Below are 17,014 nucleotides of genomic sequence, written 5' to 3'. Positions count from 1 at the left end.
TCGACTGCGGTGTCACCACCGCTGACGATCAGGAGGAGAAGGTGGCGGTCGCCGAGCCCAAGGTGCTGATGGTGGCGGTGACGACCTGGCCCGGCTCGACCGGGCGCATCGGGCCCAGGGCACCCGAGAGCAGCACCTGGCCGGCACGGAGCGGCACGCCGAAGTCGCGGGCGTACTTGGCCAACCAGGCAACGGCGTTGAGCGGGTCGCCGAGGCAGGCGGCACCGTTGCCGGTGGAGACCTCGACGCCATCGATCGTCATCGACATCTCGACCTCGACCGGCTCGAACTCGTCGAGGGTCTTGCGCTCGGTGCCGAGCACGTACAGACCGCTGGAGGCGTTGTCGGCGACGGTGTCGCCGAAGGAGATGTTCCAGTTCTCGATCCGCGAGTCGACGATCTCCAGGGCGGCGACGGCGTAGTCGATCGCGTCACGGACCTGGGCGATGTCGAGCGGACCTTCGGCGAGGTCCTTGCCGAGCACGAAGGCGACCTCGGCTTCGACCTTGGGCTGGAGCAGGCGCGACATCGGCACGACCTGGTCCTCGGTGTACTCCATGTCGGCCAACAGCACACCGAAGTCGGGCTGGTCGACGCCGAGCTGCTCCTGCACGGCCTTGGAGGTGGCGCCGATCTTGCGGCCCACGATCACGCCACCGGCCTCGACCCGGGCAGCGATCAGCCGCTCCTGGACCTGGTAGGCGGCGTCGATGTCGTTCTCACCGATCAGGTCACGAACCGGCGCGCACGGAGTGGTGGTGGTGATCGCCTGGATCAGCCGCTCGGCGGCGGCATCGATGTTGCTCGTCATGGGGCCATGCTGTCCGATAACGAGCCAGGGGCGAACTGCGGGGGTCCGCTCACCGGAACTCCGCTTCGGCGGCCTCGCCGCGCGCCAGGTTCCGACACGCGGCGCTAGGCGCGTCTGCTGCGCAGCCGCCAGGTCGCACCTGCGACCGCCAGCGCCAGGAGTCCGGCCCCCACGACCCACCAGAGGGTCGCATCGGAGTCGGTCTTCTCCTCGGTCGCGCTGCGCTCCGAATCGGTCGAGCCGGGGTTCGGCTCCGCGGGTTTCTCCCCCGCCACCGTCCGCACCGGCGTCGCCGCGCCCAACACCTGCGCCACCTCCGCCCGGTTGGCGGCGTCCGCGGGCACCGGCGCCGAGCAGAGGCCGACGTTGTACGGGCCCGCCGACCGAGTGCCGTCGTCGAGGTAGAGGAACCAGATCAGAGTGCCGCTCGGCACCTGGCCGAGCCCACAGGCCGCCGACTGGGTGGAGGTCTGCAGTTCCACGGTGCTGCCCACCTCGCCGGCGTAGACCTCGTCGACCGTTGCGGTGAAGGTGATCGGCGCGACCGAGCGCCCCTCCGGCTTCTTGACGGTGGCGGCATCCGCCGTGCCGACGAAGACCAGGTCCGCAGAGTTCGCCTGGTCCGTCAGCGAGAACATCGCGCAGGAACAGGCATGCGCGGGCGCCTGCCCCAGGCTCAACGGGATCACCAGCCCGCTCAACAACGCCACCAACAGTCCTGCGAACGTTCGCCTCATCGACGCACCTTCCTTCACCACCACTGCCGGGCCATCCGGAGCCGGCACTCTCAGATGGGACGCTCCGGCATCACATCCGGTTCCCGCGCCCCACCTCCGCTGCGTAGATTCTTCACCGTGACCGACGAGAGTGACGCCAAGACCGCGGAAACCGTCTCCGAGCCGGCAACGGTGACCCTGTACGCCGACGACGTCGAGCTGCAGCAACCACACCGGGTCCTGCTCCCCCGCACCACCCTGGCCTGTACCAGCGGCGAGTTGGTGGTGGCGGTCGGCCGCCCTGGCTCGGGCCATACGGCGTTGGCGTTGGCGTTGGCGGGCCGGCTCAACCTGAGCAGCGGGCAGGTAACCCTGGGCGAGAGCCAGGACCGGGCCCGGCTGCAACGTTCGGTCGCGTTGATCGACGTCCCCGGGGTCACCGAGCCGGACGAGGGCGTACCCCTGCACACGATCATCGGCGAGGAGCTCGCGATGGCCGGCCTCCCCGCCGGTCGATCCAAGGTCCAACCGGTGGCCGCCGAGTTCGGGCTCGGCGAGGCGACGGAGCTGTCCTGGGGCGAGGTGGCGGCACTGCCCCGGCTGCGGCTGATGTGTCACCTGGCCAGCCGTCGGCGCGGCGTCACCCACCTGGTGCTCACCTACCCCGAGCGCCACGGTCTCAAGGCCGACGAACTCATCGACGCCGTACGGCCGTTCACCAAGGCCGGCTTCGGGGTCGTCATCACCGCGTCCCGAGCGGTCCCGATGCCGGGCCATGTCACCGTGACGCCGATCGGCGCCGAGGAGGAGCTCCGATGAACTCGCTGCGTATCGCCTGGACCGAACTCCGCCGGATCACCGCCGGGCGACTGCCCCGGCTCGCGGTGATCGCCATGATCCTGGTGCCCTCGCTCTATGCCGGGCTCTACCTCTACGCCAACCACGACCCCTACGCCCGGCTCAACCAGGTGCCGGCGGCGCTGGTGGTCGCCGACACCGGCGCCACCGGGACCGACGGCCAGCCGATGGAGGCGGGCCGCAAGGTCGCCGACAACCTGTTGAGCAGCAACTCGTTCGACTGGTCGGAGGTCAGCCAGCAGGAGGCGGAGCAGGGCGTCGAGGAGGGCTGGTTCGACTTCGCGCTGGTGATCGGGCGCGACTTCTCCCGCTCCCTCAGCAGCGTCGGTACCGTCGACCCGCGCCAAGCCCGGATCAGGCTGATCACCAACGACGCCAACTCCTACCTCTCCACCACCATCGCCAACACCGTGGTGGACAAGGTGCGCGACGCCGTCGCCAGCGAGGTCTCGTTGGAGGCGAGCCAGACCTTCCTGGTCGGTCTGGCCGACGTCCGCAAGGGCCTCCTCGACGGCGCCAAGGGCGCCAAGAAGCTCCACGACGGTCTGGCTACCGCCCAGCAGGGCAGCAAGACGCTGCGTGACGGCGCCGGACAGCTGAGCACGGGTGCCGGCGACCTCTCCGCGGGTGCCGACGAGCTCAACACCGGCCTGGAGACGATCGTGACCAAGGTCAGCCCCTTGCCGGCCAAGACCGCTGAACTCGCCCGCGGCGCCCGGCAGGTCGCCGACGCCGACCAGCAGATCGCGGACGTCGGCACCCGGGTCGCCGGTGCTGCCGATCGGGTCACCGAGGGCTACCGCGACGGCCGCAACGATCTCTCCGCGCTGATGGACGAGCAGGGTCTGACCGCGGAGCAGAAGCGTTCCCTGCTGGCGATCTACGACCGGCTCGGCGAACCGATCCGGGCCGCCGACCGGGAAGCCGGCAAGGTCAGCGCCAAGCTGAACACGCTGGCTCGCGGCGCCGACAAGGTGGCGGACGGCGCCGATCAGCTCGCCGCCGCGACCCCGGCGTTGGTGAGTGGCGTGCGGCAGGCCGCCGGCGGGAGCCAGAGACTCGCCGACGGCGCGTCGAAGCTGGAGACCGGTGCCACCAGGCTCTCCGCGGGTGCCACCGAGTTGAACGCCGGCCTGAAGCAGCTCACCAAAGGGGCCGGCGACCTCCGCAAGGGTCTCGCCGACGGCGCGGAGCAGGTGCCGGCGATGGACGCCGAGCAGCGGGCCGCGATCGCGGATGCGATCGGCAACCCGGTCGACGTCCGCTCCCAGGCACAGACCGAGGCCGGCTCCTACGGCGCCGGTCTGGCCCCGTTCTTCATGGCACTCGCCACCTGGATCGGTGGCTATGTGCTGTTCCTGTTGGTCCGCCCGCTCTCCAACCGTGCGCTCGCCGCGAACCAGACCCCGGTCCGGATCGCGCTCGGCGGCTGGTTCACTCCGGCCCTGATCGGCGTCGCCCAGGTGACCACCATGCTGGCGATCGTGGGGCTGGCGTTGGGGATCGAACCTGCGAACGTACTCGGTACCTGGCTCTTCCTGATCCTGATCACCGGCTGCTTCGTCGCGATCATCCACGCGCTCAACGCCTTGTGGGGTACGCCGGGACAGTTCCTGGGGCTGGTGCTGATGGTCCTGCAACTGGTCACCGCCGGAGGCACCTTCCCGTGGCAGACGATCCCGCAACCGCTCTACGTGCTGCACCATCTGCTGCCGATGAGCTACGCCGTCGACGGGTTGCGCCAACTGCTCTACGGCGGCCTGGAGGCCCGCGTGCTGACCGACGTCGCGGTGCTCGGCGTCTGGCTCATGCTCGCGCTCTTCGTCACCTCGCGGGTGGCGCGCAAGCAGCGGGTCTGGACACCGAAGCGGGTGAAGCCCGAGCTGGTGCTCTGACGATGCGCCCGCCGGGTGCGACAGTGCTTGGATGGTGTCATGGGTCTTCGTTCACAGCGCCGCAGTGTGCTGCGGGTTCGCGCCGGTCGTGTCGTCCAGCGCCCCGACGCGTTGGCCGTCGAGGAGCCGCTGGAGATCCGGGTCGACGGTGCCGCCCGGGCGATCACCATGCGGACCCCGGGCGACGACTTCGAGCTCGCGGCCGGCTTCCTACTGGCTGAGGGTGTGATCTCCGGCCCCGACGACGTCGTCCAGATGCGCTACTGCGACGACGGCAGCCCCGATCCCCAGCAGAACATCGTCGACGTCACCCTGCACCCGGAGGCGGCCGCCGCCAGCGACCTGGTCGCGGCCCGGCGCAACCTGGTGACCAGTGCCTGCGGCATCTGCGGGCGCGAGAGCCTCGACGAGGTGCGGATGCAGGCGCGCTGGTCGCTCGCCGACGACCCCGCCCAGATCGCTCTGGGGACCCTGCTCGAACTGCCCGAACGGCTCCGCGCCGGTCAGGCCGTCTTCGAGCGGACCGGCGGCCTGCACGCAGCCGCCCTCTTCACCGCGGCCGGCGAACTGCTCGTGGTCCGCGAGGACGTCGGGCGGCACAACGCGGTGGACAAGGTGATCGGCTGGGCACTGACCCAGGGCCGGGTTCCGGCCCGTGGCCTGGTGTTGCAGGTCAGTGGCCGGATCTCGTTCGAGCTGGTGCAGAAGGCCTGGTTGGCCGGTGTGCCGGTCTTCTCGGCGGTCTCCGCGCCGTCCTCACTCGCCGTCGACCTTGCGCAGGAGGCAGGGATGACCCTCGCCGGTTTCGTGCGCGACGAGGGCCTCAACCTCTATGCCGGGGCCGAGCGGGTCAGCGGCGCGGTTCCAGCCTGACCACGACCGACTTCGAGGTCGGCGTGTTGCTACCGGTGGCGGTGGAGTCCAACGGCACCAGCACGTTGGTCTCCGGGAAGTAGGCGGCGATGCAGCCGCGCGCCGTGGAGTAGGCCACCACCCGGAACGACTCGGCGCGCCGAGGCTCGGCACCGTCCCGGTCGGGCAGACCGACCAGGTCGACCAAGGCTCCGTCCGCGATGCCGAGCTCGATCAGGTCGTCGGGGTTGACGAAGACCACCCGACGGCCCTTGTGGATGCCGCGGTAACGGTCGTCGAGACCGTAGATCGTGGTGTTGTACTGGTCGTGCGAGCGGACCGTCTGCAGCAACAGATGTCCCTCGGGCAACCGGAGCACGTCGATCCGGTTGGCGGTGAAGTTCGCCTTGCCGGTGTGGGTCGGGAACCGCCGCTCATCGCGCGGGCCGTGCGGCAGGATGAAGCCGTTCTCCTGGCGGATCTTGGCGTTGAACTCCTCGAAGCCGGGGATCACCCGGGAGATCCGATCCCGCACGGTGTCGTAGTCGGCGGCGAAGCCGGCCCACATCCCGTCGCCGTCGCCGAGCACCGCGGTGGCCAGCCCACTGATGATCGCGACCTCGGAGAGCAGGTCACCGCTGGCCGGCTTCAGGTGACCGCGCGAGGCGTGGACGGCGCTCATCGAATCCTCGACGGAGACGAACTGGTCGCCGCCGGCCCGGCGATCGATCTCGGTCCGTCCCAGGGTGGGCAGGATCAACGCCCGCTGGCCATGGACCACGTGCGATCGGTTGAGTTTGGTGGAGACGTGCACCGTCAACGCGCACTGGCGCATCGCCGCCTCGGTCACCTCGGTGTCCGGGGTGGCCGCGACGAAGTTGCCGCCGAGGGCGAAGAAGACCTTCACCTCGCCGTCCCGCATCGCTCGGATCGCCTCGACGGTGTCGAAACCGTGCTCGCGCGGCGGCGCGAAGTCGAACTCGGCGCCGAGCGCGTCGAGGAACTCCGCCGAGGGCTTCTCGTAGATGCCCATCGTCCGGTCGCCCTGGACGTTGCTGTGGCCACGCACCGGGCAGACCCCGGCGCCCGGGCGCCCCATGTTGCCGCGCAGCAACAGCAGATTGACCGCTTCGCGGATGGTGGGCACGGAGTTGTGGTGCTGAGTGAGCCCCATCGCCCAGCAGAGCACCGTCCGTTCGGAGGCGACCAGCAGGTCGACGAACCTCTCGATCTCGGCGACGCTCAGGCCGGTCGCCTCGCTGACCGTCTCGTCGTCCAACTCCGCCACGTGGGCGGCGTACTCGTCGAAACCGTGGCAGTGCTCGGCGATGAACCCATCGTCCAGCAGGCCGGAGCCACCCGCTGCCCGGTCGGCCGCATCGCGTTCGAGCAACCGCTTGCCGGCCGCCTGGAAGAGCGCCAGATCGCCGTTGAGCCGGATCTGCAGGAAGAGGTCGCTCAGGGTGGTGCCGCGGCCGAGGACACCGGACGGCTTCTGCGGGTTGAGGAAACGGATCAGCCCGGCCTCCGGCAACGGGTTGATCGAGACGATGGTGGCCCCCGCCTGCTTCGCCTTCTCCAGCGCCGAGAGCATCCGTGGGTGGTTGGTACCGGGGTTCTGCCCGGCGACCACGATCAGGTCGGCGTCGTGGATGTCGTCGAGACTGACGCTGCCCTTGCCGATCCCGATCGTCTCGGTCAGCGCGACGCCACTGCTCTCGTGGCACATGTTGGAGCAGTCCGGCAGGTTGTTGGTGCCCAACTTCCGGGCGAAGAGCTGGTACGCGAAGGCGGCCTCGTTGCTGGTCCGCCCGCTGGTGTAGAACGCCGCTTGATCAGGACCGTCGAGGGCAGCGAGCTCCTCGGCGACCAGTCCGAAGGCGTCGGCCCAGCTGATCGGGCGGTAGTGCTCGGCGTCCTTCTCCAGCAGCATCGGCTCGGTGAGCCGGCCCTGCTGGCCCAACCAGTAGCCGCTGCGCCAGTTCAGGTCGGAGATCGAATGCCGAGCGAAGAAGTCGGTGGTGATCCGCCGCTCGGTCGCCTCTTCCGCGACCGCCTTCGCGCCGTTCTCACAGAACTCGGCTGTGTGCCGGTCGTCGGCCTCGGGCCAGGCGCAGCCAGGGCAGTCGAAGCCCTTCTTCTGGTTGATCTTGAGCATCGTGCGGGTAGCCCGCACGACGCCCATCTGATCGTGCAGCTGACTCATCGAGTGAGCGACAGCCGCTGGTCCGGCTGCATGGTCGGCCGGTGGGCTGACCTTCAGTCCGGAGTCGTCGAAATCGTTGTCAGGAGCGCGACGGGTCACCCCGCCAGCCTAGTGGCTCCGATCACACGGCCCCAGGGCCACCTGCGATCCGGCCACCGGGTCCGGGCCGTCAGGGAGTGGTGGAGTCGCCCTTGTCGTCACCGGGCTTGGCGTCGACCGGATCGCCATAGACACCAGCGGCCTTCGCCCGCTCGGCTTTCTTCAGCTGCCGCACCATGCTCCAGCAGAGCAGGGCGACCGCCACCGCGAGACCGACGAAGATCCACAGCGCCGTCCAACCGGCGACCACATCCTTCGCCTCCGGCGGCGAATCGGCGGAGATGACCAGAGCAAACAGCGACGTCATGACTCCATCCTCTCAGCCGGTACCGCGATACCTGCGAACAGGTCGTCCTCGGGGGTGGAGCTGGGGACGTGGCTCACCACGAGCTCGTAGTCCTCCGTCGGCCAGACCTTCTGTTGGATGTCGAGCGGCACCGCGAACCAGTGGCCGTCGGGGTCGATCTGGGTGGCGTGCGCCAGCAGGGCCTGATCGCGGACCGGGAAGTACTCGCCACAGGGCACCCGAGTGGTGATCCGGGCGTCGTGGGCGGGGTCCTCCTTCCACTTCGCCAACCGCTCCTCCCAGGGCGACTCGAGGCCGGCGGCCCGCATCGCTTCGACGATCGCGACGGTGCGAGGCCGGTTGAAGCCGTGGTGGTAGTAGATCTTGAGCACCTGCCAGGGCTCACCCAGCTCCGGTGCGTACTCGGGGTCGGCGGCCTTCTCGAAGGCGAACATCGAGACCACGTGGCACTGGATGTGGTCGGGGTGCGGGTAGCCGCCGTTCTCGTCGTAGGTGGTCATCACGTGCGGCCGGAACTCGCGGATCAGGCGGATGAGCGGGCGCGCGCCCTCCTCCGCGGAGACCAGTCCGAAGCAGCCCTCGGGCAGCGGCGGCTTCGGGTCGCCGTCGGGCCACCCGGAGTCGACGAAGCCGAGCCAGTCCTGGGTGACGCCGAGGATGTCACGTGCGGCGTCCATCTCGGCGCGGCGGACCTCGGCGATGTTCTCCCACACCTCGGGGCGGTCCATCTGCGGGTTCAACACCGACCCGCGTTCCCCGCCGGTACAGGTGACCACGTGCACGTCCACGCCCTCGGCAACGTACTTGGCCGTGGTCGCTGCACCCTTGCTCGACTCGTCGTCGGGGTGGGCGTGCACATGCATAAGCCGAAGACCGGCGCGCGGCGAAGAAGACATGGCTTGATTCTAGGCGTGGAGGTGCAGACGTCCCGAGTCGGCGATCAGGGAGCGCGCATGGGAGAATCCCGAGCTGTGAGCGTTGACTTGGCAGATCGGTACGGCACCAACCGCGGCGGACGCCGGGTGGTGTTGATCGCCGTCACCGTCGTCATCTCCATCGTCTTCCTGGTCTGGCTCGGCTGGGCCGCCTGGTTCAACAGCTCGGCCGGCGCGAAGTCCCAGCTACAGGGCTTCAAGATCGAGGACGAACACACCGCCACGGTGCGGGTCCTGGTCTCGCTCGACGACGGCGCCGAGGACGTCCACTGCCGGGCCCGGGCCCTGGCCGAGGACAAGTCGGTGGTCGGCGAACTCCGGTTCACCCCCAAGGACGGTTTGAACCAGGAGGTGCTCACCACCGAGCGGCTCGCGGTCAGCGTCGACTGGATCGGTTGCACCAGTAAGGGCCAATCCCGGGCCCAGTGAGCGCCCCGGTCGGCACGCCGAATAAGTGCCCGCGTTGATGCCCGTTTGCTAGCATCGCAACTTCACACCTCGTGCAGGCCCTGCCGTACTGCCGTAGAAGGTCGGCACGCGTGCCCCCTATGCGGTTCCGTATTGCCTGAACCGGCCGAGGCTGACACCAGACCACGTGGGACCAATGGCGGTACCCGCACGGCAAGCAGGAGTAGTCCATGACCGAGCAGAAGACCATCTGGCTTACCCAGGAGGCTTTCGACAAGCTCAACTCAGAGCTCGAGCACCTCAAGGGCCCGGGTCGGCAAGAGGTCATCGAGAAGATCGCCGATGCGCGCGACGAGGGTGACCTCAAGGAGAACGGCGGCTACCACGCCGCGCGCGAGGAGCAGGGCAAGATCGAGGGCCGGATCCGGCAGCTCGAAGACATGCTGCGCCGCGCCGAGGTCGGCGAGACGCCTCCCGACGACGGCATCGTCGAGCCCGGCATGGTCGTCACCTACAAGTTCGTCGGCGACGATGACGACGAGGCCGAGAGCTTCCTGCTGGGCGCCCGGGAGATCGCTCCGGACGACCTGAAGGTCTACTCCCCCGAGTCCCCCCTCGGTGCGGCCATCCACGGCCACGCCAAGGGCGAGACGGTGAGCTTCCAGGCGCCGAACGGCAAGACCCTCGAGGTGATCATCCTGGACGCGAAGCCGTTCAGCGGCTGACGAACCTCATCTGAACATTCAGACGCCAAGGGCCGCCCGGCAATGATGCCGGGCGGCCCTTTCCGTTCTCCGGAGATCGAGCTTGTCGAGATCGCCCCACAGGCCGACCCTCCGGAGATCGAGCTTGCCGAGATCGCCCCACAGGTCTCGACAAGCTCGACCAACGGGCTGGCTCGACCAACGGGCTGGCTCGACCAACGGGTTGGCTCGGCCAGGGGGCGGGTTCACTCGAAGACGCGGTATCCGCGACCACGCAGGTGCGCCAGCACGGTCCGGGCGTGTTCCTCGCTCCGGGTCTCCAACTGCACGTGCACCTCTACCTCGTCGAGGGTCAACGTCGGCGAGGTCCGTTCATGGACGACCTCCAACACGTTCGCCTGTTCGGCGGCCAGCTCCGCCATCAGCCGGGCCAGCCCGCCGGGCACGTCCGGGATGCTGACCCGTAGCGCCAGGTAGCGTCCGGCGGCGGCCATCCCGTGCCGGATCACCTTGCCGAGCAGCAGTGGGTCGATGTTGCCGCCGGACAGCACCGCGACCACCGGTCCGGAGAAGCTGCCCCGGTGCTCCAGCAGCGCCGCGACGGCGACCGCACCGGCCGGTTCCACGACCATCTTGGCCCGCTCCATCAGCGACAGCAGCGCTCGCGACGTCGACTCCTCGCTGACCGTGACCACGCGATCGACGTGGCGCGCGACCGCCCGGAACGGGACGTCGCCGGGGCGGCCGACGGCGATCCCGTCGGCCATCGTCTGCATCGTCTCCAGGCTGATCGGCGCACCACCGGACAGGGAGGCCGGATACGCCGCGGCGCCGGCCGCCTGCACACCGACCACATCGACGTCGGGGCGCAGCGCCTTGATCGCGATCGCGACTCCGGCCAACAGCCCTCCCCCACCGGTCGGCACCAGGACGGTGCGCACCTCCGGTGTCTGTTCCAAGATCTCCAGGCCCAGCGTTCCCTGCCCGGCAACGATGTCGGCGTGGTCGAACGGATGGATCAGCACCGCACCGGTCTCGGCGGCGTATTCACGCGCCGCGACCAGGGCCTGGTCCACGTAGCGGCCGTGGAAGACGACGTCGGCACCGTAGCCACGGGTCGCCTTCTCCTTCGGGATCGGTGCGCCCTCGGGCATGAAGACGGTGGCCTTGATCCCGAGCAGTTTGGCGGCCAGAGCGACCCCCTGGGCGTGGTTGCCGGCTGACGCGGCGACCACCCCGCGGGCCCGTTCCTCCGCGCTCAGTCCGGCGATCCGGGTGTAGGCACCGCGGACCTTGAACGATCCGGTGCGCTGTAGGTTCTCGCACTTCAGATAGGCGGGCGCACCGGTCACTCCGGTCAGCCACCGGGACTCCTCCATCGGGGTGCGGATCGCCACTCCCTGCAACAGGTCCCGCGCCGCCTCGATCTCGCCAAGCCCCACATCGACCGGATCGCGGTCGACCTCGTGTCGGCTCATCTCACTCCTTCGTCAGTGCTGATCCTCGTCGTCGCCGGTGGCGGTGGCCACGATGGCGTCGTCGACTGCTTCCTCGGCCCCGCGGGTCGCCGCTTCGCGTTCCGGATGCTCGGCCAGCTCTTCGTCCTGGGCCAACCTCGCCTCAGGATCATCGTCGCCGATCGGGGTGAAGGCGGCCAGGTGCTGGACGACGGCGTTCAGCACCGCGGCCAGCGGCACCGCGACCAAGGCACCAGCCACACCGGCGACGATCACGCCACAGGCGATCGCGACGATCACCGCCAACGGGTGGACCGAGACGAACCGACCCATCAGGAACGGCTGCAGGACATGGCCTTCGATCTGCTGCACGAGGATCACGCCGAGCAACATCAAGAGCGCGACCCACGGGCCTTGGGCCACCAACGCGACCAGGACCGCGACCGATCCGGCCAGGGTGGCCCCGATCATCGGCACGAACGCGCCGAGGAAGACCAGGACACCGATCGGGAAGACGAACGGCACGTCGAGGACAGCGGCGACGATCATGATCCCGGCCGCATCGACCAACGCCACCACCACAGTGGCCCGGACGAACTGGACCAGGGAGGTCCAGGCGATCCGGCCCGAGGAGTCGACCCGCTCACGGGCCGCACGCGGGAAGAGGCGGACCGCCCAGGCCCAGATCCGATCGCCCTCGGCGAGGAAGAAGTAGGTGGCGAAGACGACGATGAAGAAGCCGGCCAGCAGGTGCGTCAACGCGGTGCCGAGCTCGGTGACGTGGCTGAGCACCTGGGGGTCCTGGGAGCGGGCGGTGATCTCCGCCTGCGCCTTGGTCAACCATTCGTCGATCTGGGTGTCGCTGGCTTTGAGCGGCCCGTCCTTCAACCAGGTTCGGATCTTGTCGAGCCCGTCGACCACCTCGTCGGCGAGATCGTAGGAGCCGGCGATGATCTCGCGGCCCACGAAGGTGAGCAGCGCGGCGACCGCGGCGATCCCGGCGACCAGCACCACCAGCGCGCTCAACGCCCGCGGCAGGCCGGTGGCGCTGAGCCACCGCACGAGCGGTGAGGCGAGAGCCGAGATCAGCATCGCGACCACCAACGGCAAGGTGACCACCGCGAAGTAGGCGAGCAACCAGAGCAACGCGAAGAGTGCGCCCCCGATGATCAGGCCACGCCAGGCCCAGGCCGCCATCAGATCGAGGGCCCAGGGCACCTCGGCGCGGCTGAAGTTCGAGCGACCGCCTTCAACGACCGCGGGTTCGTTACGCCGTTCCCGACCGGCCGCCCACTGCTGGGCGATCTGTTGGGCCAGCCGCTCCGCGAACGACTCGCTCTTCGTGGTGTTCGAGTCGTCAGCGTCGTTCATCACAGGCTCAACCTATGCCACCGTCGAAGGTCCTCGACGAGGCGCTCTCCAACAACCCGCGGGCCAACCGTGCCGCGGTCGCCGGATAGGCGTCGAGCAGTAGTCCGGCTGCGGTGATCGACAGTTCTCGGTCGACGACGACCTGGGGCTGCTCCGGGAGCCGGGCCGACGCGGGGGCCACCAGAGCCGCCGCGATCACCTGCCCAGCAACCGGTTCCGACCCCGCGGCGAGTGTCCGGAGCACACCACCGGAGCCGATCACCCAGGCGACGGAACGCAGGTCCGGCCCGTGTTGCGGACCCGTCGCACTCTGGTCGGGGCGGTGCGGATCGCGTCGGCTCCTCGCGCTCCCCCCGGTGTGACGGCGCACCGCAACATGGATCGCGGTGCTGGCCAGCCGCTCCTCCAGTTGCTGATCCTCAGCGGTCGTCGGCAACCAGGACGGTGTGCCGCGCCGGAGCGCGGCAGCCGGTAGGTCGGCGTCGGTGCCCCAGCCGTGCTCGATCCCGGCGGCGACCGTCTCGACGGCCGACCAGCGCATGCCGAGGTCCGCCTCGACGGTCCGGTTCAGCGGCGTGGTGGCCACCACCTCCCGGGAGAGCCCGGCATCCTCCGGGTCCACCTCGACGACGCTGTAGACATCGGTGGTCGCGCCGCCGACGTCGACCAGCAACAGGTCGCCGGCGACGGCAGAGTCCGCAGCGAGGAGCTCCATCCCGCGCAGGACGACGTCCGGGGTCGCGCCGAGCAGCATCGCCGTGAAACGCGGGTCGTTGCTGAGTTGTTTGCCGCCGATCACGTGGTCGAGGAAGCAAGCGCGGACCGCAGCGCGGGCCGGGCCGGGCTCGAGCACCCCGATCTGCGGCATCACGTTCGCCACAGTGACCACCGGGCGGGAACCCAGGGCAGCCACGGCCTTCGGCTGGGCCTCGAGGTTGCCGGCGACCACGACCGGTCCGTGCCAGCCGGAGCGGCCGATCTCCTCCGCGGCAGCCACGAGCGGTGCCGGGTTGCCGCCGTCGGTGCCGCCGACCAGAAGGATCAGGTCGGGCTCGGCCTCGGCGATCTGCGCGGCGAAGGCCAACCCTTCGGCAGCGGCGATCACGCCGACCACCTTGCCACCACTGCCCAGGGCGACCCGGTGCCCGGCCTCGGCGGTGACCAGCCGCTCGTTACCGACCACCAGGATCCGGAGCCCACCACCGGCGCTGGAGGCCGCGTAGGCGGGTGCCGTCGCGGCTGCCGGGTCGATCTCGGCCAACCGCGCACGGCAGGCGTCGAACCCGTCGATCAGGTCGGTGTCGATCGTTGTGCGGTGACTGGTGGCGGCCACGATCCGGGACCTCGCCAGGTCGATCAGGACGACCTTGGTGAAGGTCGAGCCGTAGTCGACACAGAGCACGACGCCGGCGGAGCCAACGGCTGTGTCGACCACGGGCGCCGTCACCCGAGAGCTCGCTCCAGGTCAGCGATCAGGTCGTCGGCGGTCTCGATCCCGACGCTGATCCGGATCAGGTCGGCGGGGACCTCCAGCTCCGTTCCGGCGACCGAAGCGTGGGTCATCCGGCCGGGGTGTTCGATCAACGACTCCACGCCGCCGAGCGACTCGCCCAGGGTGAAGACCTCGGCGTTCTCGCAGACCGCGAGGGCCTGCTCCTCGCCGCCGACGACCCGGAACGAGACCATCCCGCCGAACCGCTTCATCTGCTTGGCCGCGACCGTGTGCCCGGGGTGCTCGGCGAGACCGGGATAGATCACCTGGCTCACCTTCGGGTGCGCGGTCAGGAAGTCGACGATCTTCTCTGCGTTGTCGCAGTGCCGATCCATCCGGATACCCAACGTCTTCAGGCCACGGTGGGTGAGGAAGGAGTCGAACGGCCCGGCGACGGCGCCGATCGAGTTCTGGTGGAACGCCACCTGCTCAGCCAACTCGAGGTCGCGGACCACGAGTGCGCCGCCGACGACGTCGGAGTGACCACCGACGTACTTCGTGGTGGAGTGCACCACCACATCCGCGCCCAGGGTGAGCGGCTGCTGCAGGTAGGGCGAGGCGAAGGTGTTGTCGACGACCAGAAGGGCGCCCGCCTCGTGGGCGACGGCGGCCAGCGCCTCGATGTCGCCGATGTTCAGCAACGGGTTGGTGGGCGTCTCCACCCAGACCAACTTGGTCTCGCCGGGACGGATCGCGGCACGGACGGCATCCACATCGGAGACGGCGGCCGGTGAGTGCGCCAAGCCCCAGTTCCGTTCGACCTTGTCGAAGAGCCGGTAGGTGCCGCCGTAAGCGTCGTCCGGGATGACGGCGTGGTCGCCGGGACGGCAGACGGCACGGATCAGGGTGTCCTCGGCGGCCAGACCCGAGGCGAACGCGAAGCCGCGCTCCCCCTCCTCCAACGCGGCCAGCACGCCCTCCAGGGCGGTCCGCGTCGGGTTGGCGGAACGGCTGTACTCGTAGCCGCCACGCAGGCCGCCGACGCCGTCCTGCTTGTAGGTGCTGGTGGCGTAGATCGGCGGGATCACGGCGCCCGTAGTGGGGTCCGGGTCGTAACCGGCGTGGATCGCGCGCGTCTCGAACCCGGACTTGGCCTTGTGCTCAGAGGTGCTCACGAGGCGAGCCTACTCGGCACGAAGGGTCGTGGCTCCCCGCCTTCGGGCCCGTCCGGGAAGCAAAGCCGGAACGGCGGCGTTGTAGCCACGTGCGAGGATCGACAACGCACCCACCCCACGTCTTTTGGAGGCACCGTGTTCGGCCGCAAGCCACTCGTCGTCCCGACTCCCGACCAGGCGCTGCCGGGTCGCGCCGAACGCTGGTTCACGCTGGCTGATCGGCACCTGGTGCTCAACGCCCCGGTGGTCACCGACGAGGTGCCCGAGGGCCTGGAGGTCGCCATCTTCGGTCTCGGCTGTTTCTGGGGTGCCGAGGAGATCTACTGGGCCAAGCCCGGTGTCTGGTCGACCTCGGTCGGCTACATCGGCGGCTCGACGCCGAACCCCTCCTACGAGGAGGTGTGCAGCGGTCGGACCGGCCACACCGAGGCGGTCCGGATCGTCTTCGATCCGGCTGTGATCTCCTACGCCGACCTGGTGAAGACCTTCTTCGAGGTGCACGACCCCACCCAGGGCATGCGCCAGGGCAACGACGTCGGCACCCAGTACCGGTCCGGCATCTACACGACCACCCCCGCCCAGGTGGCGACGGCGACCGAGCTCACCCGGCAGTACGGCGACGAGCTGGCCCGCCGCGAGATCGGCTCGATCACCACCGAGATCGTCGAGGCGCCGGAGTACTTCTACGCCGAGGACGGGCACCAGCAGTACCTGGCGAAGCATCCGCACGGGTACCGCTGCCACGCGAACACAGGAGTCGCCTTCCCGGCCTGAGGCCGCTCCGCAGGATCGCCGGCATTGCGTTTCTCGCGATGGGGATCGTCGGGATCGTCGAGCTGGGCCGGCCGGTGCATTGGGGCACCTTCACCGAGGAGTCGACCGACTGCCCATCAGGGCTCGAGAAGAACCGAGGCTGTACCCGTACCGGACGCTGGGTCAGCGACGACGGCACCATCGTCAAGGAGAACATCAAGCTCGACGGCACCGTGGATCCCGGGGAATCGGTGCGCGCCGGCTATCGCCCGGGTGGTGCGTGGGACGACACCAACACCGTGCACACCGAACACTGGGTGAACGGCGGGGCGTGGGTCCCGTTCCTGGGTCTGGTGGGCACCGCCCTGCTGACCTGGTGGCAGCACCGGAAATGGCGCAGACGTCCCGATGATGAGGCTCTGTCGACGACGTCTGTCTGAGCGGTCGCTGATGCGCGCCGGGCGTGGCTCGAAGGACGACCCTCAGCGCTCCGTGCCGCGACGGATCCAGACGTTGCCCCACAGGTCGACGTCCAACATCACCCGGTCCTCACGCTGCGTGAGCGCGGAGTAGGCCCAGATCACAGCCCACAGGCCTGCGGTCACCACGGTCATCACGGCGTGCAGGAAGTGCGAGACCGGCTTCCGGAATCCCAAGACGGCTCCCCGCGAGTTCTGCACCAGCAGGGTCGCCTTGTTGTTCAGGATCTGGTCCTGGATCGCGCGCTCCAGCGCCCAGGCCCGGACCTCGTCGTCGCGTTCGGGGTCCTCCGTCAGCGGCCGCGGATCGTTGAGCCGCGCCGGACGTAGTGCGTACAACGCGATCGCCCATCGGCGTCCGTCCCAACGCCGCCAGACCTCGCCGTCCCAGCGGTAGTCACCCGAGGCGGGCGGGCCGAGACGGGTTCCGAGGCGACGTTCCAAGGTCCGATTACGCATGTCGGGAGCTTAGACCGGATCGTGGCGCACGGTTGCGGAACAGTTGGCCTGGCGTTCATCGCCGCCACATCGCCGCGCCGCAACCCGGACCGCCCGC

The 17,014-nt window shown here is 69.4% G+C and carries 17 protein-coding genes; 7 read left to right on the top strand and 10 right to left on the bottom strand.

Annotation, left to right across the window (positions count from 1 at the left end; genetic code table 11):
• Positions 1-28: 28 nt before the first annotated feature.
• Both ACLM5J_RS06230 and ACLM5J_RS06225 read right to left on the bottom strand, forming a co-directional pair.
• On the bottom strand, positions 29-811 hold the full coding sequence (locus ACLM5J_RS06230) for a 2-keto-4-pentenoate hydratase (protein ID WP_413655203.1): 783 nt from the start codon (positions 809-811) through the stop codon (positions 29-31).
• A 104-nt stretch (positions 812-915) separates the two neighbouring features.
• Positions 916-1,548 carry a hypothetical protein gene (locus tag ACLM5J_RS06225; protein WP_413655202.1) on the bottom strand — a complete coding sequence of 211 codons (633 nt, stop codon included), beginning with the start codon at positions 1,546-1,548 and terminating at the stop codon, positions 916-918.
• Between the two features lie 117 nt (positions 1,549-1,665).
• On the opposite strand from ACLM5J_RS06225, the gene ACLM5J_RS06220 reads away from it, so the two are divergent.
• From ACLM5J_RS06220 to fdhD, 3 genes are read left to right on the top strand one after another with little or no spacing between them, the layout of a single operon-like run.
• Positions 1,666-2,346, top strand: coding sequence for a hypothetical protein (locus tag ACLM5J_RS06220; RefSeq protein ID WP_413655201.1), 681 nt, complete (start codon positions 1,666-1,668; stop codon positions 2,344-2,346).
• Positions 2,343-4,280: a YhgE/Pip family protein gene (locus ACLM5J_RS06215; protein ID WP_413655200.1), complete on the top strand. Its 1,938-nt coding sequence runs from the start codon at positions 2,343-2,345 to the stop codon at positions 4,278-4,280. Before ACLM5J_RS06220 ends, ACLM5J_RS06215 begins: the two co-directional genes overlap by 4 nt.
• Positions 4,281-4,319: 39 nt before the next feature.
• Positions 4,320-5,153, top strand: a complete 834-nt coding sequence (gene fdhD, locus ACLM5J_RS06210; protein ID WP_413655199.1) for a formate dehydrogenase accessory sulfurtransferase FdhD — start codon at positions 4,320-4,322, stop codon at positions 5,151-5,153.
• Here fdhD and ACLM5J_RS06205 read toward each other — a convergent pair.
• From ACLM5J_RS06205 to mca, 3 genes are all read right to left on the bottom strand, one after another.
• On the bottom strand, positions 5,131-7,437 hold the full coding sequence (locus ACLM5J_RS06205) for an FdhF/YdeP family oxidoreductase (RefSeq protein ID WP_413655198.1): 2,307 nt from the start codon (positions 7,435-7,437) through the stop codon (positions 5,131-5,133). The two genes, fdhD and ACLM5J_RS06205, sit on opposite strands and share 23 nt — an antisense overlap.
• A gap of 70 nt (positions 7,438-7,507) precedes the next feature.
• Complete coding sequence (locus ACLM5J_RS06200) at positions 7,508-7,744, bottom strand: hypothetical protein (RefSeq protein WP_413655197.1); 237 nt, start codon at positions 7,742-7,744, stop codon at positions 7,508-7,510.
• The gene (mca, locus tag ACLM5J_RS06195) at positions 7,741-8,640 is read right to left on the bottom strand and encodes a mycothiol conjugate amidase Mca (RefSeq protein WP_413655196.1); all 900 of its coding nucleotides are present in this window, start codon (positions 8,638-8,640) and stop codon (positions 7,741-7,743) included. The genes ACLM5J_RS06200 and mca overlap by 4 nt, the downstream gene beginning before the upstream one ends.
• 75 nt (positions 8,641-8,715) lie before the next feature.
• Between mca and ACLM5J_RS06190 the strand changes: the two genes are divergently transcribed.
• A complete protein-coding gene (locus tag ACLM5J_RS06190) occupies positions 8,716-9,108 on the top strand; it encodes a DUF4307 domain-containing protein (RefSeq protein WP_413655195.1) in 393 nt (130 codons plus the stop codon).
• Between the two features lie 209 nt (positions 9,109-9,317).
• Positions 9,318-9,812: a transcription elongation factor GreA gene (greA, locus tag ACLM5J_RS06185; protein ID WP_413655194.1), complete on the top strand. Its 495-nt coding sequence runs from the start codon at positions 9,318-9,320 to the stop codon at positions 9,810-9,812.
• 224 nt (positions 9,813-10,036) lie between these two features.
• Here the strand turns inward: greA and ilvA are convergent, their stop codons facing one another.
• From ilvA to ACLM5J_RS06165, 4 genes are read right to left on the bottom strand one after another with little or no spacing between them, the layout of a single operon-like run.
• On the bottom strand, positions 10,037-11,269 hold the full coding sequence (gene ilvA / locus ACLM5J_RS06180) for a threonine ammonia-lyase (RefSeq protein ID WP_413655193.1): 1,233 nt from the start codon (positions 11,267-11,269) through the stop codon (positions 10,037-10,039).
• A 12-nt stretch (positions 11,270-11,281) separates the two neighbouring features.
• A complete protein-coding gene (locus tag ACLM5J_RS06175; RefSeq protein WP_413655192.1) occupies positions 11,282-12,619 on the bottom strand; it encodes an AI-2E family transporter in 1,338 nt (445 codons plus the stop codon).
• A gap of 7 nt (positions 12,620-12,626) precedes the next feature.
• Positions 12,627-14,066: a glutamate mutase L gene (locus tag ACLM5J_RS06170; protein WP_413655191.1), complete on the bottom strand. Its 1,440-nt coding sequence runs from the start codon at positions 14,064-14,066 to the stop codon at positions 12,627-12,629.
• Entirely contained in the window at positions 14,063-15,226 is a 1,164-nt protein-coding gene (locus ACLM5J_RS06165) for a cystathionine gamma-synthase (RefSeq protein ID WP_413655190.1), read from the bottom strand. The genes ACLM5J_RS06170 and ACLM5J_RS06165 overlap by 4 nt, the downstream gene beginning before the upstream one ends.
• A gap of 135 nt (positions 15,227-15,361) precedes the next feature.
• On the opposite strand from ACLM5J_RS06165, the gene msrA reads away from it, so the two are divergent.
• On the top strand, positions 15,362-16,000 hold the full coding sequence (gene msrA, locus ACLM5J_RS06160; RefSeq protein ID WP_413655189.1) for a peptide-methionine (S)-S-oxide reductase MsrA: 639 nt from the start codon (positions 15,362-15,364) through the stop codon (positions 15,998-16,000).
• A gap of 38 nt (positions 16,001-16,038) precedes the next feature.
• Positions 16,039-16,419: a hypothetical protein gene (locus ACLM5J_RS06155; protein WP_413655188.1), complete on the top strand. Its 381-nt coding sequence runs from the start codon at positions 16,039-16,041 to the stop codon at positions 16,417-16,419.
• 42 nt (positions 16,420-16,461) lie between these two features.
• Here the strand turns inward: ACLM5J_RS06155 and ACLM5J_RS06150 are convergent, their stop codons facing one another.
• Entirely contained in the window at positions 16,462-16,917 is a 456-nt protein-coding gene (locus tag ACLM5J_RS06150; protein ID WP_413655187.1) for a hypothetical protein, read from the bottom strand.
• Positions 16,918-17,014: the final 97 nt, after the last annotated feature.

The organism is Nocardioides sp. Bht2, assembly GCF_047308515.1.
Taxonomy (GTDB): Bacteria; Actinomycetota; Actinomycetes; order Propionibacteriales; family Nocardioidaceae; genus Nocardioides.
The sequence above is the reverse complement of the archived record's forward strand: the minus strand, read 5'-3'. Positions and strand labels throughout refer to the sequence as shown.

Coding starts and splice junctions, on each gene's coding strand:
- ACLM5J_RS06225 (WP_413655202.1), bottom strand. CDS start 1,548: ATGAGGCGAACGTTCGCAGGACTGTTGGTGGCGTTGTTGAGCGGGCTG.
- ACLM5J_RS06155 (WP_413655188.1), top strand. CDS start 16,039: ATGGGGATCGTCGGGATCGTCGAGCTGGGCCGGCCGGTGCATTGGGGC.
- fdhD (WP_413655199.1), top strand. CDS start 4,320: ATGGGTCTTCGTTCACAGCGCCGCAGTGTGCTGCGGGTTCGCGCCGGT.
- ACLM5J_RS06215 (WP_413655200.1), top strand. CDS start 2,343: ATGAACTCGCTGCGTATCGCCTGGACCGAACTCCGCCGGATCACCGCC.
- ACLM5J_RS06150 (WP_413655187.1), bottom strand. CDS start 16,917: ATGCGTAATCGGACCTTGGAACGTCGCCTCGGAACCCGTCTCGGCCCG.
- ACLM5J_RS06230 (WP_413655203.1), bottom strand. CDS start 811: ATGACGAGCAACATCGATGCCGCCGCCGAGCGGCTGATCCAGGCGATC.
- ACLM5J_RS06200 (WP_413655197.1), bottom strand. CDS start 7,744: ATGACGTCGCTGTTTGCTCTGGTCATCTCCGCCGATTCGCCGCCGGAG.
- ACLM5J_RS06175 (WP_413655192.1), bottom strand. CDS start 12,619: ATGAACGACGCTGACGACTCGAACACCACGAAGAGCGAGTCGTTCGCG.
- greA (WP_413655194.1), top strand. CDS start 9,318: ATGACCGAGCAGAAGACCATCTGGCTTACCCAGGAGGCTTTCGACAAG.
- mca (WP_413655196.1), bottom strand. CDS start 8,640: ATGTCTTCTTCGCCGCGCGCCGGTCTTCGGCTTATGCATGTGCACGCC.
- ilvA (WP_413655193.1), bottom strand. CDS start 11,269: ATGAGCCGACACGAGGTCGACCGCGATCCGGTCGATGTGGGGCTTGGC.